At 67.5% G+C, this 20855-nt stretch carries 22 protein-coding genes; 13 read left to right on the forward strand and 9 right to left on the reverse strand.

Translation table 11 applies throughout. The features are described 5' to 3' along the window. Positions 1 to 6 precede the first annotated feature (6 nt). Positions 7 to 411, reverse strand: coding sequence for a DUF1304 domain-containing protein (locus tag ACLIVD_RS11190; protein WP_283352431.1), 405 nt, complete (start codon positions 409 to 411; stop codon positions 7 to 9). Further along, a complete protein-coding gene (locus ACLIVD_RS11195) occupies positions 408 to 875 on the reverse strand; it encodes a cupin domain-containing protein (protein WP_283331336.1) in 468 nt (155 codons plus the stop codon). Before ACLIVD_RS11195 ends, ACLIVD_RS11190 begins: the two co-directional genes overlap by 4 nt. Positions 876 to 961: 86 nt before the next feature. Between ACLIVD_RS11195 and ACLIVD_RS11200 the strand changes: the two genes are divergently transcribed. After that, the gene (locus ACLIVD_RS11200) at positions 962 to 2005 is read left to right on the forward strand and encodes a helix-turn-helix transcriptional regulator (protein WP_491932871.1); all 1044 of its coding nucleotides are present in this window, start codon (positions 962 to 964) and stop codon (positions 2003 to 2005) included. 37 nt (positions 2006 to 2042) lie between these two features. On the opposite strand, the gene ACLIVD_RS11205 is transcribed toward ACLIVD_RS11200, so the two are convergent. After that, a complete protein-coding gene (locus tag ACLIVD_RS11205; RefSeq protein WP_317568056.1) occupies positions 2043 to 4070 on the reverse strand; it encodes an elongation factor G in 2028 nt (675 codons plus the stop codon). 138 nt (positions 4071 to 4208) lie between these two features. Between ACLIVD_RS11205 and ACLIVD_RS11210 the strand changes: the two genes are divergently transcribed. Then, positions 4209 to 4679: an SRPBCC family protein gene (locus ACLIVD_RS11210; protein ID WP_491932480.1), complete on the forward strand. Its 471-nt coding sequence runs from the start codon at positions 4209 to 4211 to the stop codon at positions 4677 to 4679. On the opposite strand, the gene ACLIVD_RS11215 is transcribed toward ACLIVD_RS11210, so the two are convergent. Further along, the gene (locus ACLIVD_RS11215; RefSeq protein WP_491932481.1) at positions 4673 to 6328 is read right to left on the reverse strand and encodes an alkaline phosphatase D family protein; all 1656 of its coding nucleotides are present in this window, start codon (positions 6326 to 6328) and stop codon (positions 4673 to 4675) included. The two genes, ACLIVD_RS11210 and ACLIVD_RS11215, sit on opposite strands and share 7 nt — an antisense overlap. A gap of 174 nt (positions 6329 to 6502) precedes the next feature. Here ACLIVD_RS11215 and ACLIVD_RS11220 point away from each other — a divergent pair, with 174 nt between their 5' ends. The 7 genes from ACLIVD_RS11220 to ACLIVD_RS11250 all read left to right on the forward strand — a co-directional run bounded on the left by ACLIVD_RS11220 (position 6503) and on the right by ACLIVD_RS11250 (position 11374). Further along, positions 6503 to 6706, forward strand: a complete 204-nt coding sequence (locus ACLIVD_RS11220) for a CopG family transcriptional regulator (protein ID WP_095867225.1) — start codon at positions 6503 to 6505, stop codon at positions 6704 to 6706. Next, positions 6703 to 7077, forward strand: a complete 375-nt coding sequence (locus ACLIVD_RS11225; RefSeq protein ID WP_317568054.1) for a type II toxin-antitoxin system death-on-curing family toxin — start codon at positions 6703 to 6705, stop codon at positions 7075 to 7077. The genes ACLIVD_RS11220 and ACLIVD_RS11225 overlap by 4 nt, the downstream gene beginning before the upstream one ends. A gap of 66 nt (positions 7078 to 7143) precedes the next feature. Continuing rightward, a complete protein-coding gene (locus ACLIVD_RS11230) occupies positions 7144 to 7356 on the forward strand; it encodes a DUF4287 domain-containing protein (protein ID WP_087556750.1) in 213 nt (70 codons plus the stop codon). Positions 7357 to 7507: 151 nt separating this feature from the next. Next, positions 7508 to 9436, forward strand: coding sequence for a molecular chaperone HtpG (gene htpG / locus ACLIVD_RS11235; protein WP_283331331.1), 1929 nt, complete (start codon positions 7508 to 7510; stop codon positions 9434 to 9436). Between the two features lie 6 nt (positions 9437 to 9442). Continuing rightward, a complete protein-coding gene (locus tag ACLIVD_RS11240) occupies positions 9443 to 10432 on the forward strand; it encodes an SDR family NAD(P)-dependent oxidoreductase (RefSeq protein WP_491932482.1) in 990 nt (329 codons plus the stop codon). After that, positions 10429 to 10998, forward strand: coding sequence for a mismatch-specific DNA-glycosylase (locus tag ACLIVD_RS11245; protein ID WP_280781570.1), 570 nt, complete (start codon positions 10429 to 10431; stop codon positions 10996 to 10998). The genes ACLIVD_RS11240 and ACLIVD_RS11245 overlap by 4 nt, the downstream gene beginning before the upstream one ends. 25 nt (positions 10999 to 11023) lie before the next feature. Next, complete coding sequence (locus ACLIVD_RS11250) at positions 11024 to 11374, forward strand: hypothetical protein (protein ID WP_280781571.1); 351 nt, start codon at positions 11024 to 11026, stop codon at positions 11372 to 11374. 13 nt (positions 11375 to 11387) lie between these two features. Here ACLIVD_RS11250 and ACLIVD_RS11255 read toward each other — a convergent pair whose 3' ends face one another. Further along, positions 11388 to 12782, reverse strand: coding sequence for an acyl-CoA dehydrogenase family protein (locus tag ACLIVD_RS11255; protein ID WP_280781572.1), 1395 nt, complete (start codon positions 12780 to 12782; stop codon positions 11388 to 11390). 131 nt (positions 12783 to 12913) lie between these two features. Here ACLIVD_RS11255 and ACLIVD_RS11260 point away from each other — a divergent pair, with 131 nt between their 5' ends. Then, entirely contained in the window at positions 12914 to 13723 is an 810-nt protein-coding gene (locus ACLIVD_RS11260) for a class I SAM-dependent methyltransferase (protein ID WP_283352425.1), read from the forward strand. A gap of 53 nt (positions 13724 to 13776) precedes the next feature. After that, positions 13777 to 14445, forward strand: a complete 669-nt coding sequence (locus tag ACLIVD_RS11265; RefSeq protein ID WP_283352424.1) for a L,D-transpeptidase family protein — start codon at positions 13777 to 13779, stop codon at positions 14443 to 14445. Positions 14446 to 14505: 60 nt separating this feature from the next. On the opposite strand, the gene ACLIVD_RS11270 is transcribed toward ACLIVD_RS11265, so the two are convergent. Next, positions 14506 to 16203, reverse strand: a complete 1698-nt coding sequence (locus ACLIVD_RS11270; protein ID WP_005239073.1) for a fumarate hydratase — start codon at positions 16201 to 16203, stop codon at positions 14506 to 14508. Positions 16204 to 16380: 177 nt separating this feature from the next. On the opposite strand from ACLIVD_RS11270, the gene ACLIVD_RS11275 reads away from it, so the two are divergent. Further along, a complete protein-coding gene (locus ACLIVD_RS11275; RefSeq protein ID WP_280781576.1) occupies positions 16381 to 17151 on the forward strand; it encodes a CPBP family intramembrane glutamic endopeptidase in 771 nt (256 codons plus the stop codon). 9 nt (positions 17152 to 17160) lie between these two features. Here ACLIVD_RS11275 and ACLIVD_RS11280 read toward each other — a convergent pair whose 3' ends face one another. Together ACLIVD_RS11280 and ACLIVD_RS11285 are read right to left on the reverse strand one after the other, a co-directional pair. Next, positions 17161 to 18405, reverse strand: a complete 1245-nt coding sequence (locus tag ACLIVD_RS11280) for an esterase/lipase family protein (protein ID WP_491932483.1) — start codon at positions 18403 to 18405, stop codon at positions 17161 to 17163. A gap of 324 nt (positions 18406 to 18729) precedes the next feature. After that, a complete protein-coding gene (locus ACLIVD_RS11285) occupies positions 18730 to 18867 on the reverse strand; it encodes a hypothetical protein (RefSeq protein ID WP_280781578.1) in 138 nt (45 codons plus the stop codon). Positions 18868 to 19171: 304 nt separating this feature from the next. On the opposite strand from ACLIVD_RS11285, the gene ACLIVD_RS11290 reads away from it, so the two are divergent. Beyond that, entirely contained in the window at positions 19172 to 19690 is a 519-nt protein-coding gene (locus ACLIVD_RS11290) for an OmpA family protein (RefSeq protein ID WP_280781579.1), read from the forward strand. A 9-nt stretch (positions 19691 to 19699) separates the two neighbouring features. Here the strand turns inward: ACLIVD_RS11290 and ACLIVD_RS11295 are convergent, their stop codons facing one another. Continuing rightward, positions 19700 to 20830 (reverse strand): NADH:flavin oxidoreductase, encoded by a 1131-nt coding sequence (locus ACLIVD_RS11295; protein ID WP_491932484.1) that lies wholly within the window; start codon positions 20828 to 20830, stop codon positions 19700 to 19702. Positions 20831 to 20855 lie beyond the last annotated feature (25 nt).

A 20855-nucleotide genomic window follows, 5' to 3' on the forward strand; every position in this document is an offset into this window, starting at 1 on the left:
GGGTTGTCACCCGATCGCCAGCGCGATCAAGGCCACCAGCGGGGGCACACTCTGCGACAGTGCGCCGACGACGCCGTCCCCGCGCTGTCGGCTGAGCGCCATCCGGTCCGACACGGCCAGGGCGATGCCGGCCAGGAACATGAAGAGGCAGGTGTAGACGACGAGGGTGCGACCCGGAGTGTCGTGACCCGCCCACCACAGGACGACGCCGGCGATGGCGCCGGAACCGAGGAACAGGTTGTAGAAGCCGACGTTGAACGCCCACAGATGGGCGGCGGGCACATCGCTGCCGGGGATGCGGAAGATGCCCTCGTGCACCGACGGCCTGCGGAACAGGACCGATTCCCACACGAACGCCAGCAGGTGCACGCCCGCGGCGACCAGTGTGGCGATCTGCGCGACGATGGTCACGGCGCACCCGACCCGGCCGTGAGTTCGACGCCGTACCGCTCGGAGACCTCGTGCAGCAGCCGGTCCATTTCCCCCGGCGCGTGCCTGTCACGGCCGACTGCGTCGAGATCACCGAAGAAGCGGCTGTGGGATGCCCCGGCGGAGACGAGGAGGAAGCCGGCGGACTCGGAGAGGACCGTGAACGTATTCATCGTTCCCGCCTCGATGGCGAGGGTTTCCCCCGCCGCGAGTTCGTACCCGGTGTCTCCGGCCTGGACCAGTATCCGGCCGCGCAGCACGTGGTAGGACTTCGACCACGGCTCGGCGTGCAGTGGGCCGTCCGGTGCGGTCCGGGACGCTTCGACGAGGAAGACTTCGTACGCCCCGCCGGTGTGATCGCCGCCGACCAGGAGCGTGATGTCGGCGTCCGGCGCGGTGAGGCGCCTGCCGTCGCCTGCTCTGTTTACGTGAACGTGGGTGGACATACTGCGACGGTAGGACCGGTGCACCCCGCTGCCCATCCCCGGAATCTGGGATGGTGGTGTGCCTGTGACCAGCGCATACTGTGTTCATGCTGGAGGTCCGGGCGGAAAAGCTGCGCCGGGAGGTGCTCGCGGTCGCGGGATCGGGCGCCGGTGTCACGCAGCTGCACGAGCGCGCCATCGAACTGGTCGGTGAGACGGTGCGCAGCGACCTGACGTGCTGGGCGATGCTCGACCCGGAGACACTCGCGATCAGTTCGATGACCAGTGGGCGCAGCCGGATACCGCAGCAGTACGAACCGCTGCTCGCCGAATCCGAGTACAACGGCGACGATCCGGGCACGTTCGCCGAACTCGCCCGCAGTGGCCGAACCGTCGCGCGGGCCTCGGACCTACCCGCGGACGAGGTCGCGCACAGCCTCCGCCACGGCGCGGTGTGGGCGCCGCTGGGGCTGGGCAGCGAGGTCCGAATCGTGTTTCGCGTCGATGGCGTGTGCTGGGGTGCAGCCGGATTCGTGCGGTCCGGGCCGGATTTCACCGACCGTGAGCTCGAGTTCCTCACACTCGTGGCTCCCGGCTTGGCGGTCGCGACGCGGGCCGCGTCCGTACACCCCCCGGCGGTCTCCGGTCGCGGCGACCAGGGTCCCGCGGTAGTGGTCACCGACGCCGCCGGCGATCCGATTGCGCTCACGGCCGCTGCCCGCGGCTGGCAGGACCGCTTCGACGAGGTCGCCCCGGGCAGGCTGACCGTGGTGTTGCGGGCCGCGACGTTCGGGGCGCGGTCGAGCGGGTCGGGGATCTTCAAGGCGCGGGTGCGCGACGCGGAAGGTGGCTGGATTCTGGTGCGCGCCACGGCCTTGATCGGCGGCGACGAACCGCAGACGGTGGTCACCCTCGAACCCGCCGTCGACGGCGAGCTGACGGGACTGCTGCTCGCGGCGTATGCGGTGACCGCACGCGAGCGTGACGTGTGCGCCGATGTGATGGCCGGCTACGCGACATCCGAGATCGCGGACCGCCGCGGCATCACGGTGAACACCGTCCAGGACCATCTGAAATCGGTATACGCGAAGGCCGGGGTCCGCAGTCGCGCGGAACTCGCCGCTCGGCTGCGGACCGGTCGAGAGCACTAGCGGCGGCTCACGAACCGGCCCCGCCCTCCACGGCGACTCAGCGCGGTTCGGGCCGCTCCTGGTAACACTTGAAACTCAGTGCGAGACGGCCACGCCCGTGTGTCATCGAGCGCAGGGCGACCGGATAGTCGGTGACCTCGCTCGTCGGCACCGACGCGATCACGGTGACCTCGCCGTCCCCTGCCGGTTCGGTGCCCTCGATCTGGCCGCGGCGCCGTCCGAGATCCGCCATCACGTCACCCTGAAGCGCCGACGGCACCGTGACTTCGACGTGGTCGACGGGTTCGAGGACGAGGGTGCCCACCTTGTCGATGGCCGCACGGAGGGCGAGTGCCCCCGCCATCCGGAAACTGAAATCGTCGGAGTCGACCGAGTGATGCTTGCCGTCGAGAACGGTGGCCCGCAGGTCGACGAGCGGAAACCCGTGCCGGCCTCCGCGTCCCATCGATTCGGCGATCCCCTTGCCGACCGCGGGGATGAGGGATTTGGGTATCACGCCACCGCGGGTCTCGTCGACGAACTCGTAGCCCTCGTTGCGGGGGAGCGGCTCGAAGCGGACCGTCGCCACCCCGAACTGGCCGTGGCCGCCGCTCTGCTTCTTGTGGCGGCCCTCCGTCTCCACGGCGCCGAGCAGCGTCTCGCGGTACGCGATCTTGACAGGTTCGGTCTGGAGGGTGATGCCGTACCGCCGCTTCAGCCGGGTCAGCGCGACCTGCACGTGCACGTCGCCGGCGCCCCGGACCACCGTCTGGTGGGTTTCGCTGTCGCGGGTCACCTCCAGCGTCGGGTCGTCGCTGACGAGCTCGGCGAGGGCCGTCGCCAGTTTGTCCTCGTCGCCCGCGCTCTCGGCGGCCACGGCGATCCCGTAGACGGGACGCCGGTGCACGATCGGAGGAACGGTGAGGGACGAGCCGATCGGGGCGAGGGTGTCGCCTGTCGAGACGTCGGTCAGCTTGATGGCGCCGACGATGTCGCCTGCTTCCGCGGTGTCGATCGCCGTGTGTTTGCTACCGAGGACGCGAAGAAGGTTGTGCAGGCGCTCCTTCGCGCCGGTGCGCTGGTTGACGAGAATGTCGTCGGCGTGCACGGTGCCGGACAGGATCTTCACCAACGCCACCTGCCCGACGTATTCGTCGGTTTGCGTCTTGAAGACGTACGCGAGCGGGTCGCCGGACGGATCGCACCGCACCTCGGCGACCCCGTCGCCGTGAACCTCGATGCCCGGGACCTCCGACGGTGCGGGCGCGATCCGGCACACGAAGTCGAGCAACCGGTCGACGGCGATCGCATCGACAGCCGACCCGCACAGCACCGGCCACAGCGAGCCCGCCGCGAAACCCGCGCGGAGCGCGTGCTCGAGTTCGGCCACGGAGATATCCTCCCCGTCGAGATACTTCGAGAGCAGGTCGTCCTCGATCTCGACCACGTCCTCCACGAGATGCTCGTGCTGTTCGTGCTCGCGGTCGGCGATGTCGGCGGGCAGTTCGTCGCTCGTGTTCGCGGACCCGCTGTCGTAGAGGATGACGTGCTCGGTGAGGAGATCCGCGACCCCGGTGAACGCCGACGCCTCGCCGACGGGCAGGTCGACCGGCTCGACCCCGGACCCGAAATGGTCGCGGATCCCGGCCAGGACGACGTCGAACGACGCCCGCTCCTTGTCCATCTTGTTCACGAACAGGATGCGCGGAATGGAACGCTCACCGGCCGCCTGCCACAGCAATTCGTCGTTCACCTGCAGGCCGCTGACGCCGTCGATCACGAACACGGCGACGTCCGCGACCCGGAGCGCGGTCATCGCGTCGCCGACGAAATCGGCGTAGCCCGGCGGGTCGAGCAGGTTGATCCGGTAGTCGCCCCACGAGAAGGAGGCCAGGCCGAGCGCCAGCGACTGCGTGCGGTCGTGTTCTTCCGGTTGGGTGTCGAGCACGGTGTTACCGCTCTCGACGCGTCCGGGCCGGGTGACGACACCGGCGCGGAAGAGCATCGCCTCCGCGAGCGTCGTCTTCCCGTTACCCTGATGTCCCATCAGAGCGATATTGCGGATCAGATCCGTCTCGGTCGTCACTGCTACCCCCACCACAGCACTGTCGTTGGGTCGCTCCCGACGATACCGCGCGAGCGACCGCCGGTGAGGCGTTATCTTCCACCTGGACAGGTGGGCGCGACCCCGTTCCACCACACCCGACACCGAATGGAGACCGGCATGGCTTCGGACGACTTCCTCGTCGAGCGTTCCACCGTCATCGATGCGAGCCCCGACGCCGTTCAGCCGCTCCTCGACAACTTCCGGCAGTGGCAGTCGTGGTCGCCGTGGGAGAACGTCGATCCCGACCTGAAGCGCACGTACTCCGGCCCGGCCTCGGGTGTCGGCGCCGCCTACGCCTGGGAGGGCAATCGCAAGGCGGGGGCGGGGTCGATGGTGATCACCGAGTCGGTGCCCGGTTCGAAGGTCGTGCTCGACCTGAAGTTCCTCAAACCGTTCAAGGCGGACAACGTCACGACGTTCCTCCTCGAACCGAACAGCGCCGGGACCACCGTCCGCTGGCAGATGACCGGCAAGACCAACCGCTTCTTCAAGATCGTGGGCGTCCTCTTCCCGATGGACAAGATGGTGGGCAAGGACTTCGAGAAAGGGCTCGCACAACTGAAGGCGACGGCCGAGCAGCGTCAGTAGTCGTTTCCCGTCGTCAACTCGAGGTCGGTCATGGTCTTGAACCGCGGCGTGCCGTCGCGGTCGTTGCGTGCCTGTTCCATCACGAGGCGGGCGGTCCGTCCGTTCAGGTGGAGCGTCGCGACCTGATCGCCGAAGAACGGTCCGGCGACCTTCGACCAGTGGATGGGTACGGGTGGCACTCGCGACACCCGGCCGAGGATGAAACGCACGGTCCGCTCGGTGGCGCGCCGCCACGAGATCCGGAATGCCACTTTCATGGCGGCCGGAACGTAGTTGTGCAGGGGAGAGCACGTCAGCTGATACACCAGTGACTGCAGCTTCTCGGCGTAGTGCGCCTGCGCGACGTAGGCGTGGTGGACGTCCCCGGACAGCACCGAGATGGTGGACGGCGCCCGCCCGGCCGGCCCGGCCTTGCGGCCTGCGCCGACCTCGGCGAAGAGGCGGGTCAACCGGTCGAACGAGTCACGGAACGCCGCCCAGTGCTCGAGGTCCGCCCCCCGCCGGATCTTCTCCGCCACGGCCGCCACCCGCGGGCCGCGGGACCCGGCGGCGAGCCGTTCGTCCCAGGACTCCAGGTCGTGAAGGGCGCGGGGCAGCAACCACGGCAGAGACGTCCCGACGAGCAGGTGGTCGTAGTCGCCCTCGGTCTGACGTTCGATCCAGGAGAATTCGGGGTCGGACACCATCTCGCGGCGACCGCCGGAGAGGACACGCCCGCACCGCGAGTCGATGACGAGCAGCCGCGCGACCCCGAGGTCCCGGCGATACGACCATTGCGTGCCCTTGGCCCCGTCCGCTTCCTCGTCGGCGGCAGACGCGAATTCGCGGAGCATCGGCTCGACGTCGCCACCGTGCTTCCGAACCCGTTGATACAGTTCGTTTTCGGCTAGGTGGCTCGGCGCCAGGTTCCCGAGGTGCTGGTACACCCAGTACGAGGACAACGCGCCGACGATGCGCTCCTCCCACCACGACGTGGCCTCGAGTTCGGCGCGCCAGGATTCCGAGGTGTTCCAGTCGTCCCGGACGTCGTGATCGTCGAAGATCATCGACGTCGGCACGGTGGACATCAGCCAGCGCACCTGAGGGTCCGTCCACGACTCGGCGTAGAGCCAGGTGTACTCCTCGAAATTGCGCACCTGCGGCCCCGGTGGCTCGTTCACGTCGTGGATCTCGGCGACCCGGGCCTCGGTCTCGGGGGAGAGTTCGTCGGCGTACACCTGATCCCCGAGCAGCAGCAGGGCGTCGGGCCACTGGTCCGGCGACTGTTCGGCCATCCGCACCGCATACGCGTCCAGGGCGTCGGCGCCGAGGTGCCGGTTGCCCTCCGTCGTGGACATCGTGGCGAACCGGCACGACCCGAACGTGAGAACCAGCGTGTCGTCGTCCTCCCGGAGCGTGCGGATCATCGACGGGACGGCACTCGGCAACGGCCACACCGGGCGGCCGTCGAGGGTCACCTCGTACGGGGTGCTCGACCCGGGCTCCAGACCCTCCACGACGACGAGCGCGTAGTGGTGACCCGACACGTTCCACGTGCGTTCCTCGTGGCCGAGGACCCGGACGGTGCACGCCTCCGACGTCTCGACCCACACCGTCGCGTCGCACGTGCCGACATGTCTCAGCAGTGGCCCCAGAATCAGCTCCGCCATGACGTCACCCTGCCGGAATTCTCTTCGCGCGTGACGGATACATACGCTCAGCCTACGGATCCCCGAGCAAACCCGAGAAGGCTTCCGTCGCGAAAGAGTCGTGCGGTTCGCGGCGGCTCGTGGTGATTCGCCGGGAGGTGCCGTCAGCTGGTACCACTTTGGTATCATTGGTACATGGCCATGACATTGCGACTGACCGAGGAGCAGGAGCGCGCGCTCACGCTTCTCGCCGACGCTCAAGGTGTCAGCAAACAAGAGGCGACCGTCCGCGCGATCGTGGAGGCTGCTGCCCGACACACCCATGACGAGCGGGTTCGCGCGCTGTCCCGTCGCGGCCGCGACCGGTATGCCACTTTGCTGGACCGCCTCGCTCAGTGACGATCGACTACCTGACTCTCGAGGACTTGCTCGCGCTGGCTGAGGATCTCGGCGTTGCGTCCGTCCGGGACCTCGGACTGCTCGACTCGGCGGCTCATCGTCCGCAGGCGTCATTGCTCGGCGAGGAGGCGTACCCGTCGATTCACGACAAGGCTGCCGTTCTGCTCGAGTCCCTGACCAGGAACCATGCGCTAGTCGACGGGAACAAGGGGCTGTCCTGGCTGGCGGTTCACGTGTTCTATGGACTGAACGGTTACGACCTGGATGCTCCCGAAGATCCGGCGTACGACTTGGTCATCGCTGTCTCGAGCGGGGAGCGGGGGTACCGGGAGGTGTCGCGGCAGCTCGCCGATTGGGCGCGTCCCGTCTGAGTGTCGCTACATCCGAAGATGCTTGTCGGACACTATGTGTCGGCGGGTGCCGGTAGCCTGTCGCGCATGGCTGAACCAGTGAAGGGCCCCGCGTCCTATTTCCCGTCGATCGAGGAGAAGTACGGTCGGCCGATCAGTGAATGGCAGACGCTCATCCGGTCGTCCGAGCTGACCAAGCACATGGAGTTGGTGAGCTGGCTGAAGTCCGAGCACGGCCTCGGTCACGGCCACGCCAACGCGCTGGTCGCGCACACCCTGAAGGAGGACGCCGCCGGCTGACGGTCTCGGTCCAGGTCGGCGCCGGAGGTCCTCGCCGCCCTGGCGCAGCTATATCCGGACCTCTCGCCGCGATGAATCCGGTATTCGGCCGCGGGCTATCATTCCGACGACGAATCTGGTGTCGAGGGTTCTGCTGTCGAAGGGAATCGAAGTGAGCACGAAAATCGAACAACTGGAGTTCCAGGCGGAGACCCGCCAGCTCCTGGACCTCATGATCCACTCGGTGTACTCCAACAAGGACTCGTTCCTGCGGGAGCTCATCTCCAACGCGTCGGATGCGCTGGACAAGTTGCGGCTCGAAGCCTTCCGTAACAAGGAGCTCCACGTCGACACGTCGGATCTGCACATCGAGATCGAGGTGGACGCGGAGCAGCGCACGCTCACCGTCCGCGACAACGGCATCGGCATGTCGCACGACGAGGTCGTCGACCTCATCGGCACGCTGGCCAAGTCCGGCACCGCAGACCTGCGCCGCAAGTTGAAGGAAGCGAAGGACGCCGCCGCCTCCGAGGAACTGATCGGACAGTTCGGCATCGGCTTCTACTCGACGTTCATGGTCGCCGACAAGGTGACGCTGCTGACGCGGAAGGCCGGCGAGAGCGAGGCCACGCGCTGGGAGTCGAGCGGCGAGGCCACCTACACGATCGAGGCGGTCGACGACGCCCCGCAAGGCAGCTCCGTCACCCTGCACCTCAAGCCCGAGGATGCCGAGGATCACCTGCACGACTACACGTCGGAACGGAAGATCAAGGAACTCGTCAAGCGCTACTCCGACTTCATCGCGTGGCCGATCCGGATGAACATCGAGCGCACGGTTCCCGCGGAGGGTGACGGCGAGGACGAGGTCACCACGACGTCCGAGACGATCAACTCGATGAAGGCGCTGTGGGCGCGCTCGAAGGACGACGTCTCCGAGGACGAGTACAAGGAGTTCTACAAGCACATCGCCCACGCCTGGGACGATCCGCTCGAGGTCATCCCGATGAAGGCGGAGGGCACGTTCGAGTTCCAGGCACTGCTGTTCATCCCGTCCCACGCCCCGTTCGACCTGTTCATGCGGGACGGGAAGACGGGTGTGCAGCTGTACGTCAAGCGCGTCTTCATCATGGACGACTGCGACCAGCTGATGCCGGAGTACCTCCGCTTCGTCAAGGGCGTGGTCGACGCTCAGGACCTGTCCCTCAACGTGTCTCGTGAGATCCTTCAGCAGGACCGCCAGATTCGTGCCATCCGGCGCAGGCTCACCAAGAAGGTCCTCACCACGATCAAGGACCTCAAGGCCGGCCGGCCCGACGACTACCGCACGTTCTGGGCGGAGTTCGGCCGCGCGGTCAAGGAAGGCCTGATGTCGGACACCGACAATCGGGATGTGCTGCTGGGAATCTCGTCGTTCGCGTCCACCCACAGCGAGGAGGAGCTGACCTCGCTCGAAGACTACGTGGCACGGATGAAGGACGGTCAGGAGCAGATCTTCTACGCGACCGGCGAATCCCGGCAACTGCTCGAGAGCTCACCGCACATGGAGGCATTCCGCGCGAAGGGCTTCGAGGTGCTGCTGCTCACCGATCCCGTGGACGAGATGTGGGTCGGCGCCGTGCCGGAATTCGACGGCAAGTCGTTCCAGTCGATCGCCAAGGGCGAGGTCGATCTCGACACCGAGGAAGACAAGAAGGCGCACGAGTCAGAGCGGGAGGAGCAGGAGAAGGACTTCGCCGGCCTGCTCTCCTGGATGGCCGACGCCCTGAGCGAGCAGGTCAAGGAGGTGCGACTGTCGACGCGGCTGACCACGTCCCCGGCCTGCATCGTCGGCGATGCGTTCAGTATGTCGCCGGCACTGGAGCGGATGTACCGGGCATCCGGGCAGCCCGTCCCCGTCACGAAGCGCATCCTCGAGCTGAACCCGACCCACCCGCTCGTCACCGGGCTACGGGAGGCGCACGGCGAACGCAACGAGGATCCGGCGCTGGGGGAGACCGCGGAGCTCCTCTACGGGATGGCGTTGCTGGCCGAAGGCGGCGAACTCGAGGATCCGGCCCGGTTCACCACCATGCTCGCCAACCGTCTCGCCAGGACGGTGTAGTTCACCTTGCTGGTATTGGTCACGGGGGGAACAGGGTTCGTCGGGGCGTGGAGCGCGAAGGCGGCGGTGGACGCCGGTCACCGGGTGCGCTTCCTCGTGCGGGATCCTGCTCGCCTCGTGACCAGTGCCGCGGCACTCGGACTCGACACGTCCGATCACGTGGTCGGTGACATCACGGACGCCGAGTCCGTGCGCCGCGCGCTCGACGGCTGCGACGCCGTCATCCACGCCGCGGCCGTGGTCGCGGTCGACCCGCGACGGGCGGAGGAGATGCTGCAGACCAACCTGGCAGGTGCGCAGAACGTGCTGGGAACCGCGGTCGAGCTGGGCCTCGATCCGATCGTCTACGTCTCGAGTATCGCCGCGCTGTTCCAGCCGGGGGCCCGGCTGCTCACTCCCGAACTGCCGGTGTGCGGGCCACCCGACGCGTACGGCCGGAGCAAGGCACGTGTGGAGCAGTACGCCCGCGACCTTCAGGCCGACGGCGCACCGATCGCGATCACCTATCCGGGCATGATCGTCGGCCCGCCGGCGGGGACCCAGTTCGGTGAGGCCGCCCAGGCGGTCGAGGCCGCCGTCCACCTGCGGGGTCTGCCCGGGCGGGGCGCCGCGTGGACGATGGTCGACGTCCGGGAGGTGGCGAGCGCGCACGCCGCCCTCCTCGAGCCGGGACGTGGGGCCCGCCGGTACATGCTCGGTGGTCCCCGGATTCCGATCGCGGGGATCGCCGAGATGCTGGGCGTGATCACCGGCAAGTGGATGGGGGTGTTCCCGATTCCGGACGCCGCGTTGCGCCTGGTGGGCAGGCTGGTCGACGCCGTCGACCGGTTCGTCCCTATCGACACCCCGATCTCGGAGGCCGCGATGGAGTACTACACGCGGATGCCGGACACCGACGACCGGCCGAGCGAGAGCGAACTGGGTGTGAAGTACCGCGATTCGGCGGAAACCCTGGCCGACACCGTCGCGGGATTAGCGGAAGCGGGCCGGCTGTGAGCTTTACGCGTGCGGAGTTGGAGTCGTTCCGCGACGCCGAGGTTCCGGACCTCATCGGACCGGGCTGCCGTCTGCTGTTCGTCGGCATCAACCCGGGACTGTGGACGGCCGCGACCGGGGCGCATTTCGCACGCCCGGGCAACCGCTTCTATCCGGCCCTGCTGGCCGCCGGAATCATCGAGCGTCCGATCGATCCGACGGCCGGGATGTCGGACGCGGATCGCGATCACCTGATCGGGCGGGGCGTCGGCATCACCAACCTGGCCCCGCGGGCCACGGCGAAGGCGGACGAGTTGTCTGGTGAGGAACTGGCCGTCGGCGCCGAGCGCCTGCGCGCGGTGGTCCGCGACACCGCTCCCCGGGTGGTCGCCGTCGCCGGAATCACCGCCTATCGCACGGCTTTCGGGGAGCGTGCCGCGAAGAAGGGTAGGCAACCCCGCGATCTCGAGGGCGTGGAGTTGTGGCTGGTGCCCAATCCCAGCGGGCTCAACGCTCACGAAACAGTCGCCACGCTGGCCGCGTCGTACCGGGAGGCGGCGATCGAGGCGGGAATCGTCTCCGGTTGACCGGGCAGATCGCTAGGCTGCGGAGATGACCGTCGTCTACAACCTCTTCCTCGTCTGCCACCTGCTCGGCATGGCTGCCCTCGTCGGCGGTTATTTCGCGGTGCTCGGAGCGCCGCGGATCTCCGAGGTGATGGTGTGGGGTGCGCGGCTCCAGTTCGTGACGGGACTGATCCTGGTCGGGCTCGGGGAGGCAGTGCTGGACAAGGACTACAACCACGTCAAGATCGGCGTGAAGCTTTTGCTCTCACTGGTGGTGGTCGCGCTCGCCGAGATCGTCCGGGGCAAGCAGAAGAAGGGGCAGGAGAACCCGAACCTGGTCCACGTGACCGGTGGGCTCGGCATCGTCACCGTCTTGGTGGCCGCCCTCTGGACCTGATCTCGGGCGGGTATCACTTCTTCGGCGGGGCAAGGATTTTCATCGCCAGTCGCTGCGCGGACTCGGGCATCCGGTCTTTCATCGACATCGCGAACTCGCCCGCCTTCGTGCGCACGGACGTGCCCCTGCCGAACCGCCGGTTGAAGGCGGATCCCTCGGTCGGCTGATCGAAGTGGAGGGGCGGGGCCCCGTCCGCGGCGCCGAGTGCGCGCCCGATCACCATCCGCTGAATCTCGCTGGTGCCCTCGAAGATGGTGTACAGCTTGGCGTCCCGGTACCACTTCTCGACGGGGTGGTCGCTGATGTATCCCCACCCGCCCATCGTCTGCAGTGCGCGTTCCGTGGTCTTCACCGCGACCTCCGACGCCGCGAGTTTCGCCATCGAGCCCTCGCCGTGGCGGAACTCCACGCCCGCCGCCGCCATCCACGACGCCCGCCACGTGAGCAGTCGCGCGGCGTCGATCTGGGTTGCGAGGTCGGCCAGCGGAAACGCGATGCCCTGGTTGTCGATGATCGGGCCGCCGAACGCCTCGCGGCGGTTCGCGTACTCGGTGGCGTATTCGAGCGCGGCGCGGGCGATGCCCAGCGCCTGAGCGGCGACCATGGGGCGTGTCTGCTCGAACGTGCCGAGGGTGGCCGACTTCCGCCGGGGCGCGCCGGTGGCCACCTCCTCCTGCACCTCACGGGCCTTCCGCATGCGGTTTTGCAGCTTGTCGTCGCCGCCGAGCAGATGGTCGGAGGGGACCCGCACCTGATGGAATTTCAGCTCCGCCGTGTGCGACGCGCGGCAGCCCAGCTTGTCGAGCTTGCGGACGAGTTCGATACCCGGGCTTCCTCCGGGGATCACGAAGAGCGCCTGCCCGCGATGGCCCAGATCCGGATCGACGGTCGCGTTCACGACGTGCACGTCGGCGATGCCCCCATTGCCGATCCACATCTTGTGGCCCTCGATCACCCACTCGTCGCCGTCGCGCGTCGCGGTGGTCCGCAGATTGCGGACGTCGCTGCCGCCCTCGGGTTCCGAGATACACAGTGCGGCGAGTTTCAGGTTGCCGGGCTCGCCGAAGCATTCCGGTGCCCACCGCAGCATCTGCTCCGGCGTGGCGGCCTGCCCGATCGACGACAGCGCCAGCGCGGGCATCACGACGGCCAGCCCGATTCCGGCGCAACCCCAGAACAACTCCTCCATGAACAGCGGGAGGGACAGCCCGGTCGGGTCGCCGATGAGGTCGCGGTAGAACAGCGGACTGTAGAAGCCCTCTTGCGCGGCCTTCTCGAGAACGTCCCAGGGAAACTCCTGCGCGCGGTCGTGCTCGGCCGCCACCGGCCGGATGACATTCTCCGCGAAGGCGTGCGTCCGCTCGACGAGGTCTTTCTGCGCCGGTGTGAGAGCGAGGCTGAAAGTCATGGCAGTCCCTCGGTTGCCGCGTTGGTGTGCAACAACGTAACACTCACGACCCGCCGCTACCGGAATTCACGATATCTTGAAGGGTGAGAGGACTATCCCATTATCTGGTCGACATTGCTAGCGTCGAAGACATGAACGGCGACGAGACGGTCTACACCCACGGTCACGACGAATCGGTGCTGCGGAACCATCGGTGGCGCACCGCCGAGAACTCCGCCGGTTATCTGCTCCCGCACCTGCGCGCAGGCATGACCTTGCTCGACGTCGGGTGTGGGCCGGGCACGATCACCGCCGACCTCGCCGGACTCGTCGCACCCGGAGTCGTCACCGCCGTCGAGATGAACGACGAGGCGCTGTCCCTCGCCCGGAACGAGTTCGCGAAGCGGGGAGTCCCGAACGTCTTGACCGTGGTGTCGGATGTCCATGCCCTCGACTTTCCCGACGACAGCTTCGACATCGTGCACGCGCATCAGGTCCTGCAACACGTCGGTGACCCGGTGCAGGCACTGCGCGAGATGAAGCGAGTGTGCAAGCCCGGTGGGATCGTCGCCGCCCGCGATGCGGACTACGGCACCTTCACGTGGTTTCCGGCGACACCGGAACTCGACGAATGGCTGACGCTCTACAAGAAGATCGCTCGGGCGAACGGTGGTGAACCGGACGCCGGTCGACGCCTGCGGGCCTGGGCACATGGGGCGGGTCTCGGCGACGTCGTGAACACCGCGAGCACGTGGTGTTTCTCCTCCGACGAGGATCGCGAATGGTGGGGAGGATCCTGGGCCGATCGCTCGGTGCAGTCGAACTACGCGGACCGGGCGCTCGAACTGGGGCTCGCCAGCGGGGCGGACCTGGAACTCATCGCTGCGGGCTGGCGTTCGTGGGTGCGGGAGGACGACGGCTGGTTCGCGCTCCTGCACAGCGAGATCCTCTGCCGCGTGTAGTAGCGCGGGGGGAAAATCTCGCGACGAGTGCCCGAGGATGGAACACTCGCCCCATGACGACGTTACGGGTGGGTCGACTGTGGTTGGCGGGACTGATGGTGGCTCTGATCGGGCTGGTGCTCGTACCCGGCGCCTCCGCGGCACCGGACCGAGCAGTCTTCTCCGGCGCATCGGACCAGGTGATCACCGTCTACGCCACGTCCGCGGGGGCAGTGGTCGCCGAACTGACCGCCTGGGAACGGAATGCGGACGGCACGTGGCAGGTGTTCGCGGGCCCCGTCCCCGCCGACGTCGGCGCGGAAGGAATCGGCGCGGCGAACGAATTCTCCACCCGCACGCCTGCCGGTGTCTTCCCGCTGTCGCAGGCATTCGGCCGGCAGCCCGCACCTGAGACGGCGATGCCGTACTTCCAGTCCGATCGACGTGACTGGTGGGATGCGAATCCGCTCTCGCCGACCTACAACACGCACGTCCGTCAGGACGCGAGCCCCGGTGGGAACAGCGAGAACCTCTACGCGGCTGGACCGCTGTACGACTACGCGGTCGCGATCGGCTACAACGCCGCCCGCATTCCCGGCCTGGGTTCGGCGATGTTCCTGCACGTCACGGACGGCACCACCACCGAAGGGTGCGTCGCCATCGACCGCGACACGCTGACCTCACTCCTCGGCCGGCTCGACCCCGCGAAGAATCCGGTCATCGAGATCGCCGTAGGCGCGTAGCGCCCGTGCGCCTTTCTGGTTGCTCCAGCTACCAAAAAGGCGCACGGGCGGCGGAGCCGCCTACAGGCCGGGACGCTTGCCGATGGTGAGGGTGGGGGTGGAGACACCGGCGAAGAAGTCCTCGCCCTTGTCGTCGACCACGATGAACGCGGGGAAGTCCTCGACCTCGATCTTCCAGACCGCTTCCATGCCGAGTTCTTCGTACTCGACGATCTCGACCTTCTTGATGCAGTCGAGGGCGAGACGCGCCGCGGGACCGCCGATGGACCCGAGGTAGAAGCCGCCGTACGACTTGCACGCGTCGGTGACTTGCTTGGAGCGGTTGCCCTTCGCGAGCATCACCATCGAGCCGCCCGCGGCCTGGAACTGCTCCACGTAGGAGTCCATGCGACCGGCGGTGGTGGGTCCGAAGGAACCGGACGCCATGCCGTCGGGGGTCTTGGCCGGACCGGCGTAGTACACCGGGTGGTCCTTGAGGTACTGCGGCATGTCCTCGCCGGCGTCGAGCCGTTCCTTGATCTTGGCGTGGGCGATGTCGCGTGCGACGACGAGCGGGCCGGTCAGTGACAGCCGTGTCTTCACCGGGTGCTTGGACAGCTCGGCGAGGATCTCCGGCATCGGCTTGGTGAGGTCGATCTTCACGGCGGCGCCCTTGCCGGTGCCGGAGACGCCGTCGGTCTCGGCGTCGAGTTGGGCGTCGGTGACCTCAGGGAGGAACCGGCCGGGGTTGAATTCGAGCTGCTCGAGGAAGACGCCCTCGGGGGTGATCTTCGCCTTGGCCTGGCGGTCCGCCGAGCAGGACACGGCGAGAGCGACGGGCAGTGACGCGCCGTGGCGGGGCAGGCGGATGACGCGGACGTCGTGGCAGAAGTACTTGCCGCCGAACTGTGCGCCGATGCCGATCTGACGGGTCAGCTCGAGCACCTTCTCCTCGAGTTCCAGGTCGCGGAAGCCGCGGCCCGTGATCGCTCCCTCGTTGGGGAGTTCGTCGAGGTAGTGCGCGGACGCGTACTTGGCCGTCTTGAGCGCGAACTCCGCGGACGTGCCGCCGACGACGATCGCGAGGTGGTACGGCGGGCAGGCTGCGGTGCCGAGGGCGCGGATCTTCTCCTCGAGGAACCGCATCATGCCGTCCGGGTTCAGGATCGCCTTGGTCTCCTGGAACAGGTAGGACTTGTTGGCGCTGCCGCCGCCCTTGGCCATGTACAGGAACTTGTAGGCGTTCTCGTGGCCGGTCGCCGTGTCGGCGTAGAGCTCGATCTGGGCGGGGAGGTTGCTTCCGGTGTTCTTCTCGTCCCACATCGTGATCGGCGCGTTCTGCGAGTACCGCAGGTTGAGCCGGGTGTAGGCATCGTAGACGCCCCGGGCGATGGCCTTCTCGTCGTCGCCGGGGGTGAGGACGTGCTGGCCGCGCTTGCCCATGACGATCGCGGTGCCGGTGTCCTGGCACATCGGCAGCACGCCGGCCGCGGAGATGTTGGCGTTCTTGAGCAGATCCAGTGCCACGAACTTGTCGTTGCCCGATGCCTCGGGGTCGTCGAGGATGCTCGCGAGCTGCGTCAGATGGTCGCTGCGCAGGTAGTGCGAGATGTCGTGGAGTGCGGTCTCGGTGAGCAGGCGCAGCGCCTCGGGCTCGACGGACAGGAAGGTGCGGCCGTCGGGTCCTTCGACGGTCGACACCCCCTCGGTGGTCAGCAGCCGATATTCGGTGGGGTCCTCACCGATGGGCAGCAAGTCCTCGTAGAGGAAGTCGGCCATTCTATCTCCTGGACAGCGGGTTGTGTGAAGTTCGTATCCAGGCTAGACGCGGGCTCCGGCGGCCCTGTGACGCGGGGGCATGCTTCGACCTGCGCAGTGGCGTGGCTCACAGAGGTTTCACAGACGAATCCGTACACTTGACTTGATGCGTGTTCACGAACCAGATCGGCCGGCCGAATGACCCTTGAAGTCCAGTACGCCGGAGCTATCGACGGCGAGACGTCCGGTGCACGCGCGAAGCGGCCCGTGCTGCATGCCTACCTCGACATCGCGATCGTGGTGGTCGTCCTCGTGGCCACGAATCTGATCGCACACTTCACCACCGCGTGGGCGAGCATCGCCACCGTTCCCATCGCCGCTGTCGTGCTGCTCGTGCTCACCCGCCGCCGCGGACTCGGCTGGGTCGAACTGGGGCTCTCGCCCCGGCACTGGCGAAAGGGTTCGTTGTACGCGCTGGCGGCGATGGGACTCGTGATCGGCGTCGTGGCGATCGGCGCGGCCCTGCCGATCACCCGCCCCTTCTTCATGGCCGACCGGTACGCCACCCTGTCCGGTGCGCTCGTCGCGTCTATGATCGTCATCCCGTTGCAGACCGTCATCCCCGAGGAGCTCGCGTTCCGCGGCGTGCTGCAGGGCACCCTCGGCCGGGTCTACGGCGCACGTGGCGTGTTCGCGGCCGGATCGCTGATGTTCGGTCTCTGGCACATCGCGTCGTCGCTGGGACTGACGTCGGGTAACAAGGGGCTGTCCGGGTTCCTCGGAGGCGGGGTTGCCGGTCAGGTGCTGGGCATCCTGGGGGCGGTCGTCGCCACCGCCGCCGCGGGCGTCGTGTTCACCTGGCTCCGCCGCCGCAGCGGCAGTCTGATCGCGCCCATCGCGCTGCACTGGTCACTGAACGGTGCGGGCGCGCTCGCCGCCGCCATCGTGTGGCACACGACCATGGCCTGAGTCCGGACGTCAGCCGGCCCCCGGCGTGCCCAGCCATTCGAGCAGCTTCTCATACACCGACTCGTGGTTGAGCATCGTGAAATGGTTCGCGGGTGCGAGGTGCATGCCGTGCTCGTCGCGGAAGCCGATCATCCGCGTCCTGTTCCGGCCGGACGCGCTCGGCACGAGCACCATGCCGTCGCCGAGCAGACGACCCAGCGGATGCCTCGGGCTGCGCGTGATGGTCGCGGAGACGAAGTAGTACGTCACGCCGTCGAGGAGTGGGACCTCGCTGCACGCCGCGGCGCGGAGTGCGTCCGGATCGCGATCGCGCCAGTCCTCGTCGACGAGTGAACCCTGGTTCAGATCCCGGATGCCGGCGCTCCTTCTGCGCAGGAGCCCGGAGATCGCACGCGTCTCCGGCAGTGCGGCCAGGCCGGCACTCGCATAGTGGACGGCCTGCTCCAACGGGGCGCCGAGGTGGGGTGAGCCGAGACTCACGACGTGCCGAACCCGGTCCACCCACGGCCGGTCGTCGAGGAAGGCGATCCGGCAGGCGCTGCGGGCCACGAGGCCTCCCATGGAATGCCCGACGAGTGCGATCGACTCGACCTCGACCGGCCAGTTCTCGGTGACCGCGTCCAGAAGTTCGGACAGGCTCCTGCCGTTGTCCGAGATGTGCCTGCCGGAGTTGTACCGGATCTGCAGCGCTGTGTACCCCAGGTCGGTTCCGAGCCGTTCACCGTAGGTGGGACGGCGGCCCAGCGCCCACGCGTCCTCGGTCTCGACGAGTCCGTGCAGGAAGACGACGATGCGGCCGCCGGCGTGCGGGAAGGCGTCGGCGAGCGCGGATCTGTCCGGCGCGAGCGCGACACCGTTCACCCGTATCGCCAGGGGTTCGGCGAGCGGCGATCCCTCGGCTTCCAATACGTCACCGATCAGCCCCTGGATCGCGGCGATGGCCTGGGCTCCGCGGCGTGTCTGGGACGGGGCGAGGTTCTCCGACGACGGGAGGTCGAAGAACCGACCTGCGAGGGAGCCGCCGAGACGCGCGGTGTCGGCGACAAGTGCGTACACGGCGCCCGAGATCTCGTCGTGGAGCAGCTTGGCAGGAAGGGCGTGGGAGCCGACGCCGAGCCGGACGCCGGCGAAGACGCGATCCGAGATCGCGCGGTGGATGCTGCCGATGCCGGTGGCGGCGCCTCCGATTTCCTCGAGGGCCAGCCGGGCGAGGGCCCGTACCTCGGAGCGGCGTCTGATCTGCGCATCGGTCACGAAATTTGAGTGTACGCATGTGCACTGAGATGTGCGCGTGTTACGGAAGTGCCGAGAATATGCAGTGCAGTCGATTATTTCGAGAATAAATCAACCGTGAAGCGGAAAAGCTGATCTTCGACGCTCGGCTCAATTGGTCGCCCGACCAATTCCGGCGAAAATGCTGGTGACGCGGATAATGAACATGTTCACCCTGGGATTACTCGTCGTGATAGATACGTGATTGAGTCGATCGAAGGGCGCCCGCAACGCCGTGACGGGGTCCGCGCGCCTGGAGCGTGCGAACCCCGTCTCGGGTGTTCAAGTCTTGTGCCAGCGGAAATGCTAGCCAATCGTGGCCGAGGCCGCGGTTGCGGCGTCTGCGCCACCGCCCAATGCATCGGCGGAACCCGAGAAGAAGTCCAGGGCACCGGCGAGGTCGGAGAAGGCGGAGAAGAATTCGGACAGGAAGGCGAGATCCATGCTTTTAACTCCTTGCTCGGTTGTGGGCATTTATGTCGGCGCTGAGCGGGCGCCGGATTCATTCCTACCGTTATTGAAATGAGATCGCAATCCGAAGGTTTAACCGAAATGAAACGCGGGCTGAATTACCGGGTTCCGACCAGGTGAGAGGCCCGTGTCCGGATTCACATCCGACGCCTCGGATCCCACGATGTGGGAGCCGGGACACTGCCCGAATACCGCCGTCGAAGAGCGTCGGCGGGGCTATCCTCGTCCCACGACGTGTAGCGCCTTCCGGACATACCGACGTATAGGGGAATCCATCATGCGCAAGACAATCGTCACCGGTATCGCGGTCGCGGCCATCGCGCTGCTCGGCGCCGCCGGCTGTTCCGACGACTCGAACGAGGCCCCGATCGCGACCACGACGACCTCGTCGGCGTCCGAACGGGTGGAGGGCGCGATCAGCAGCGTGCAAGCCACGGCGTCGTCCGCCGTCAACACCGCGCGCGAGGCCACCCAGAACGCGATCAACTCGGCCATCGCGGCGGTCCCGATCGGATTCGAGTCGGGAACCGCCGAGCTCAACGCCGTCTCGGACGTGACGATCAAGGCGGTGGCCGCCGCGATGAAGGCCGGCGACAGCAAGATCGAGATCGAGGCGTACGCCACCAACTCGGACGAAGCGGCCGCCGAACTACTCGCCGATCAGCGCGCCCAGGCCGTCGCCAACGCGCTCGAAGCGCAGGGCGTCGACAAGGGCCGCATCTCGGTCGACGGAACGGCCAACCCGCCCGAAGGTGTCAACGTCGATCAGGCGAAGATCACCGTCGAGGACAGCTGACCGGCCCGGTCAGTGCAGGACCGCCCGGTGCTCGTTGCTGTACGGGATGTGCTCGGCGGTCCTGCCGTCGCGGAGTTTGAGCACCCACTCGGGATCGGACAGCAGTGCGCGGCCGACGGCCACGAGATCGAACTCGCCGTTCTCGTACTGCGCGAGCAGGCGGTCGATACCGGCGGTGTTCGACGCGCCGTCCGAGGTGAAGGCCGTCGTGAACACGTCGTCGAGACCCACCGAACCGACCGTGATGGTGGGTAGTCCGGTCAGCCGTTTGGTCCAACCCGCCAGACCGAGTTCCCCGTCGTCGCCGGCCAGCTCGGGGAAGGCGGGTTCCCAGTGCCTGCGGGTGGAGGGGTGCAGCACGTCGACGCCGGCGTCGACGAGGGGTGCGAGCACGGCCGCGAGTTCGTCGGGGGACTGCGCGATCCGCGAGTCGTAGTGGTTCGACTTCCACTGGCTGAACCGGTAGACCATCGCGAAGTCCTCGCCGACGGCCTCGCGGATCGCTGCAACCACCTCGACGGGGAATCGGGTGCGGGCCTCGAGGGATCCGCCGTAGCCGTCGGAGCGGACGTTCGTCCGATCCCACAGGAACTGGTCGAGGAGGTAGCCGTGCGCCCCGTGCAGTTCGATGCCGTCGAAGCCCACGTCGCGCGCGTTGACGGCGGCCGCCACCCAGGCCTCGCGCAGCGCGTCGAGATCGGACGCGGTGAATTCGCGTCCCAGGCGGGTCCCGTCCAGGGCGAGTCCGGACGGGCTGGCGGTGATCACGTCCGGATTCATGCGGGGCTGCGGGCCGCGTTCGACGCCCAGATGCCACAGCTGCGGGATGATCTGCCCGCCCTCGTCGTGGACCGCGTCCACCACCGATTTCCAGCCCGCAAGGCTGTCCCGCCCGTAGAGGACCGGCACCCGGGTGTGCGATCCGGCGGCCGGGTCGGGAATGTACGTGCCCTCTGTGATGACGAGTCCGACCCCGCCCGCCGCGCGTCGGCGGTAGTACGCCGCCACATCGTCCCCGGGAACGCCGCCGGGGGAGAAAGCCCTGGTCATGGGTGCCATCGCGAAGCGGTTCCGTAGCCGGAGGGATTTGACGGCGAACGACTCGAAGAGCCCGTCCACGGGTAGCGTTGTTTCGGTCATGCCTGTCTGCAACTGATCTTGGTTA

It is taken from the genome of Rhodococcus sp. G6(2025) (assembly GCF_058628105.1).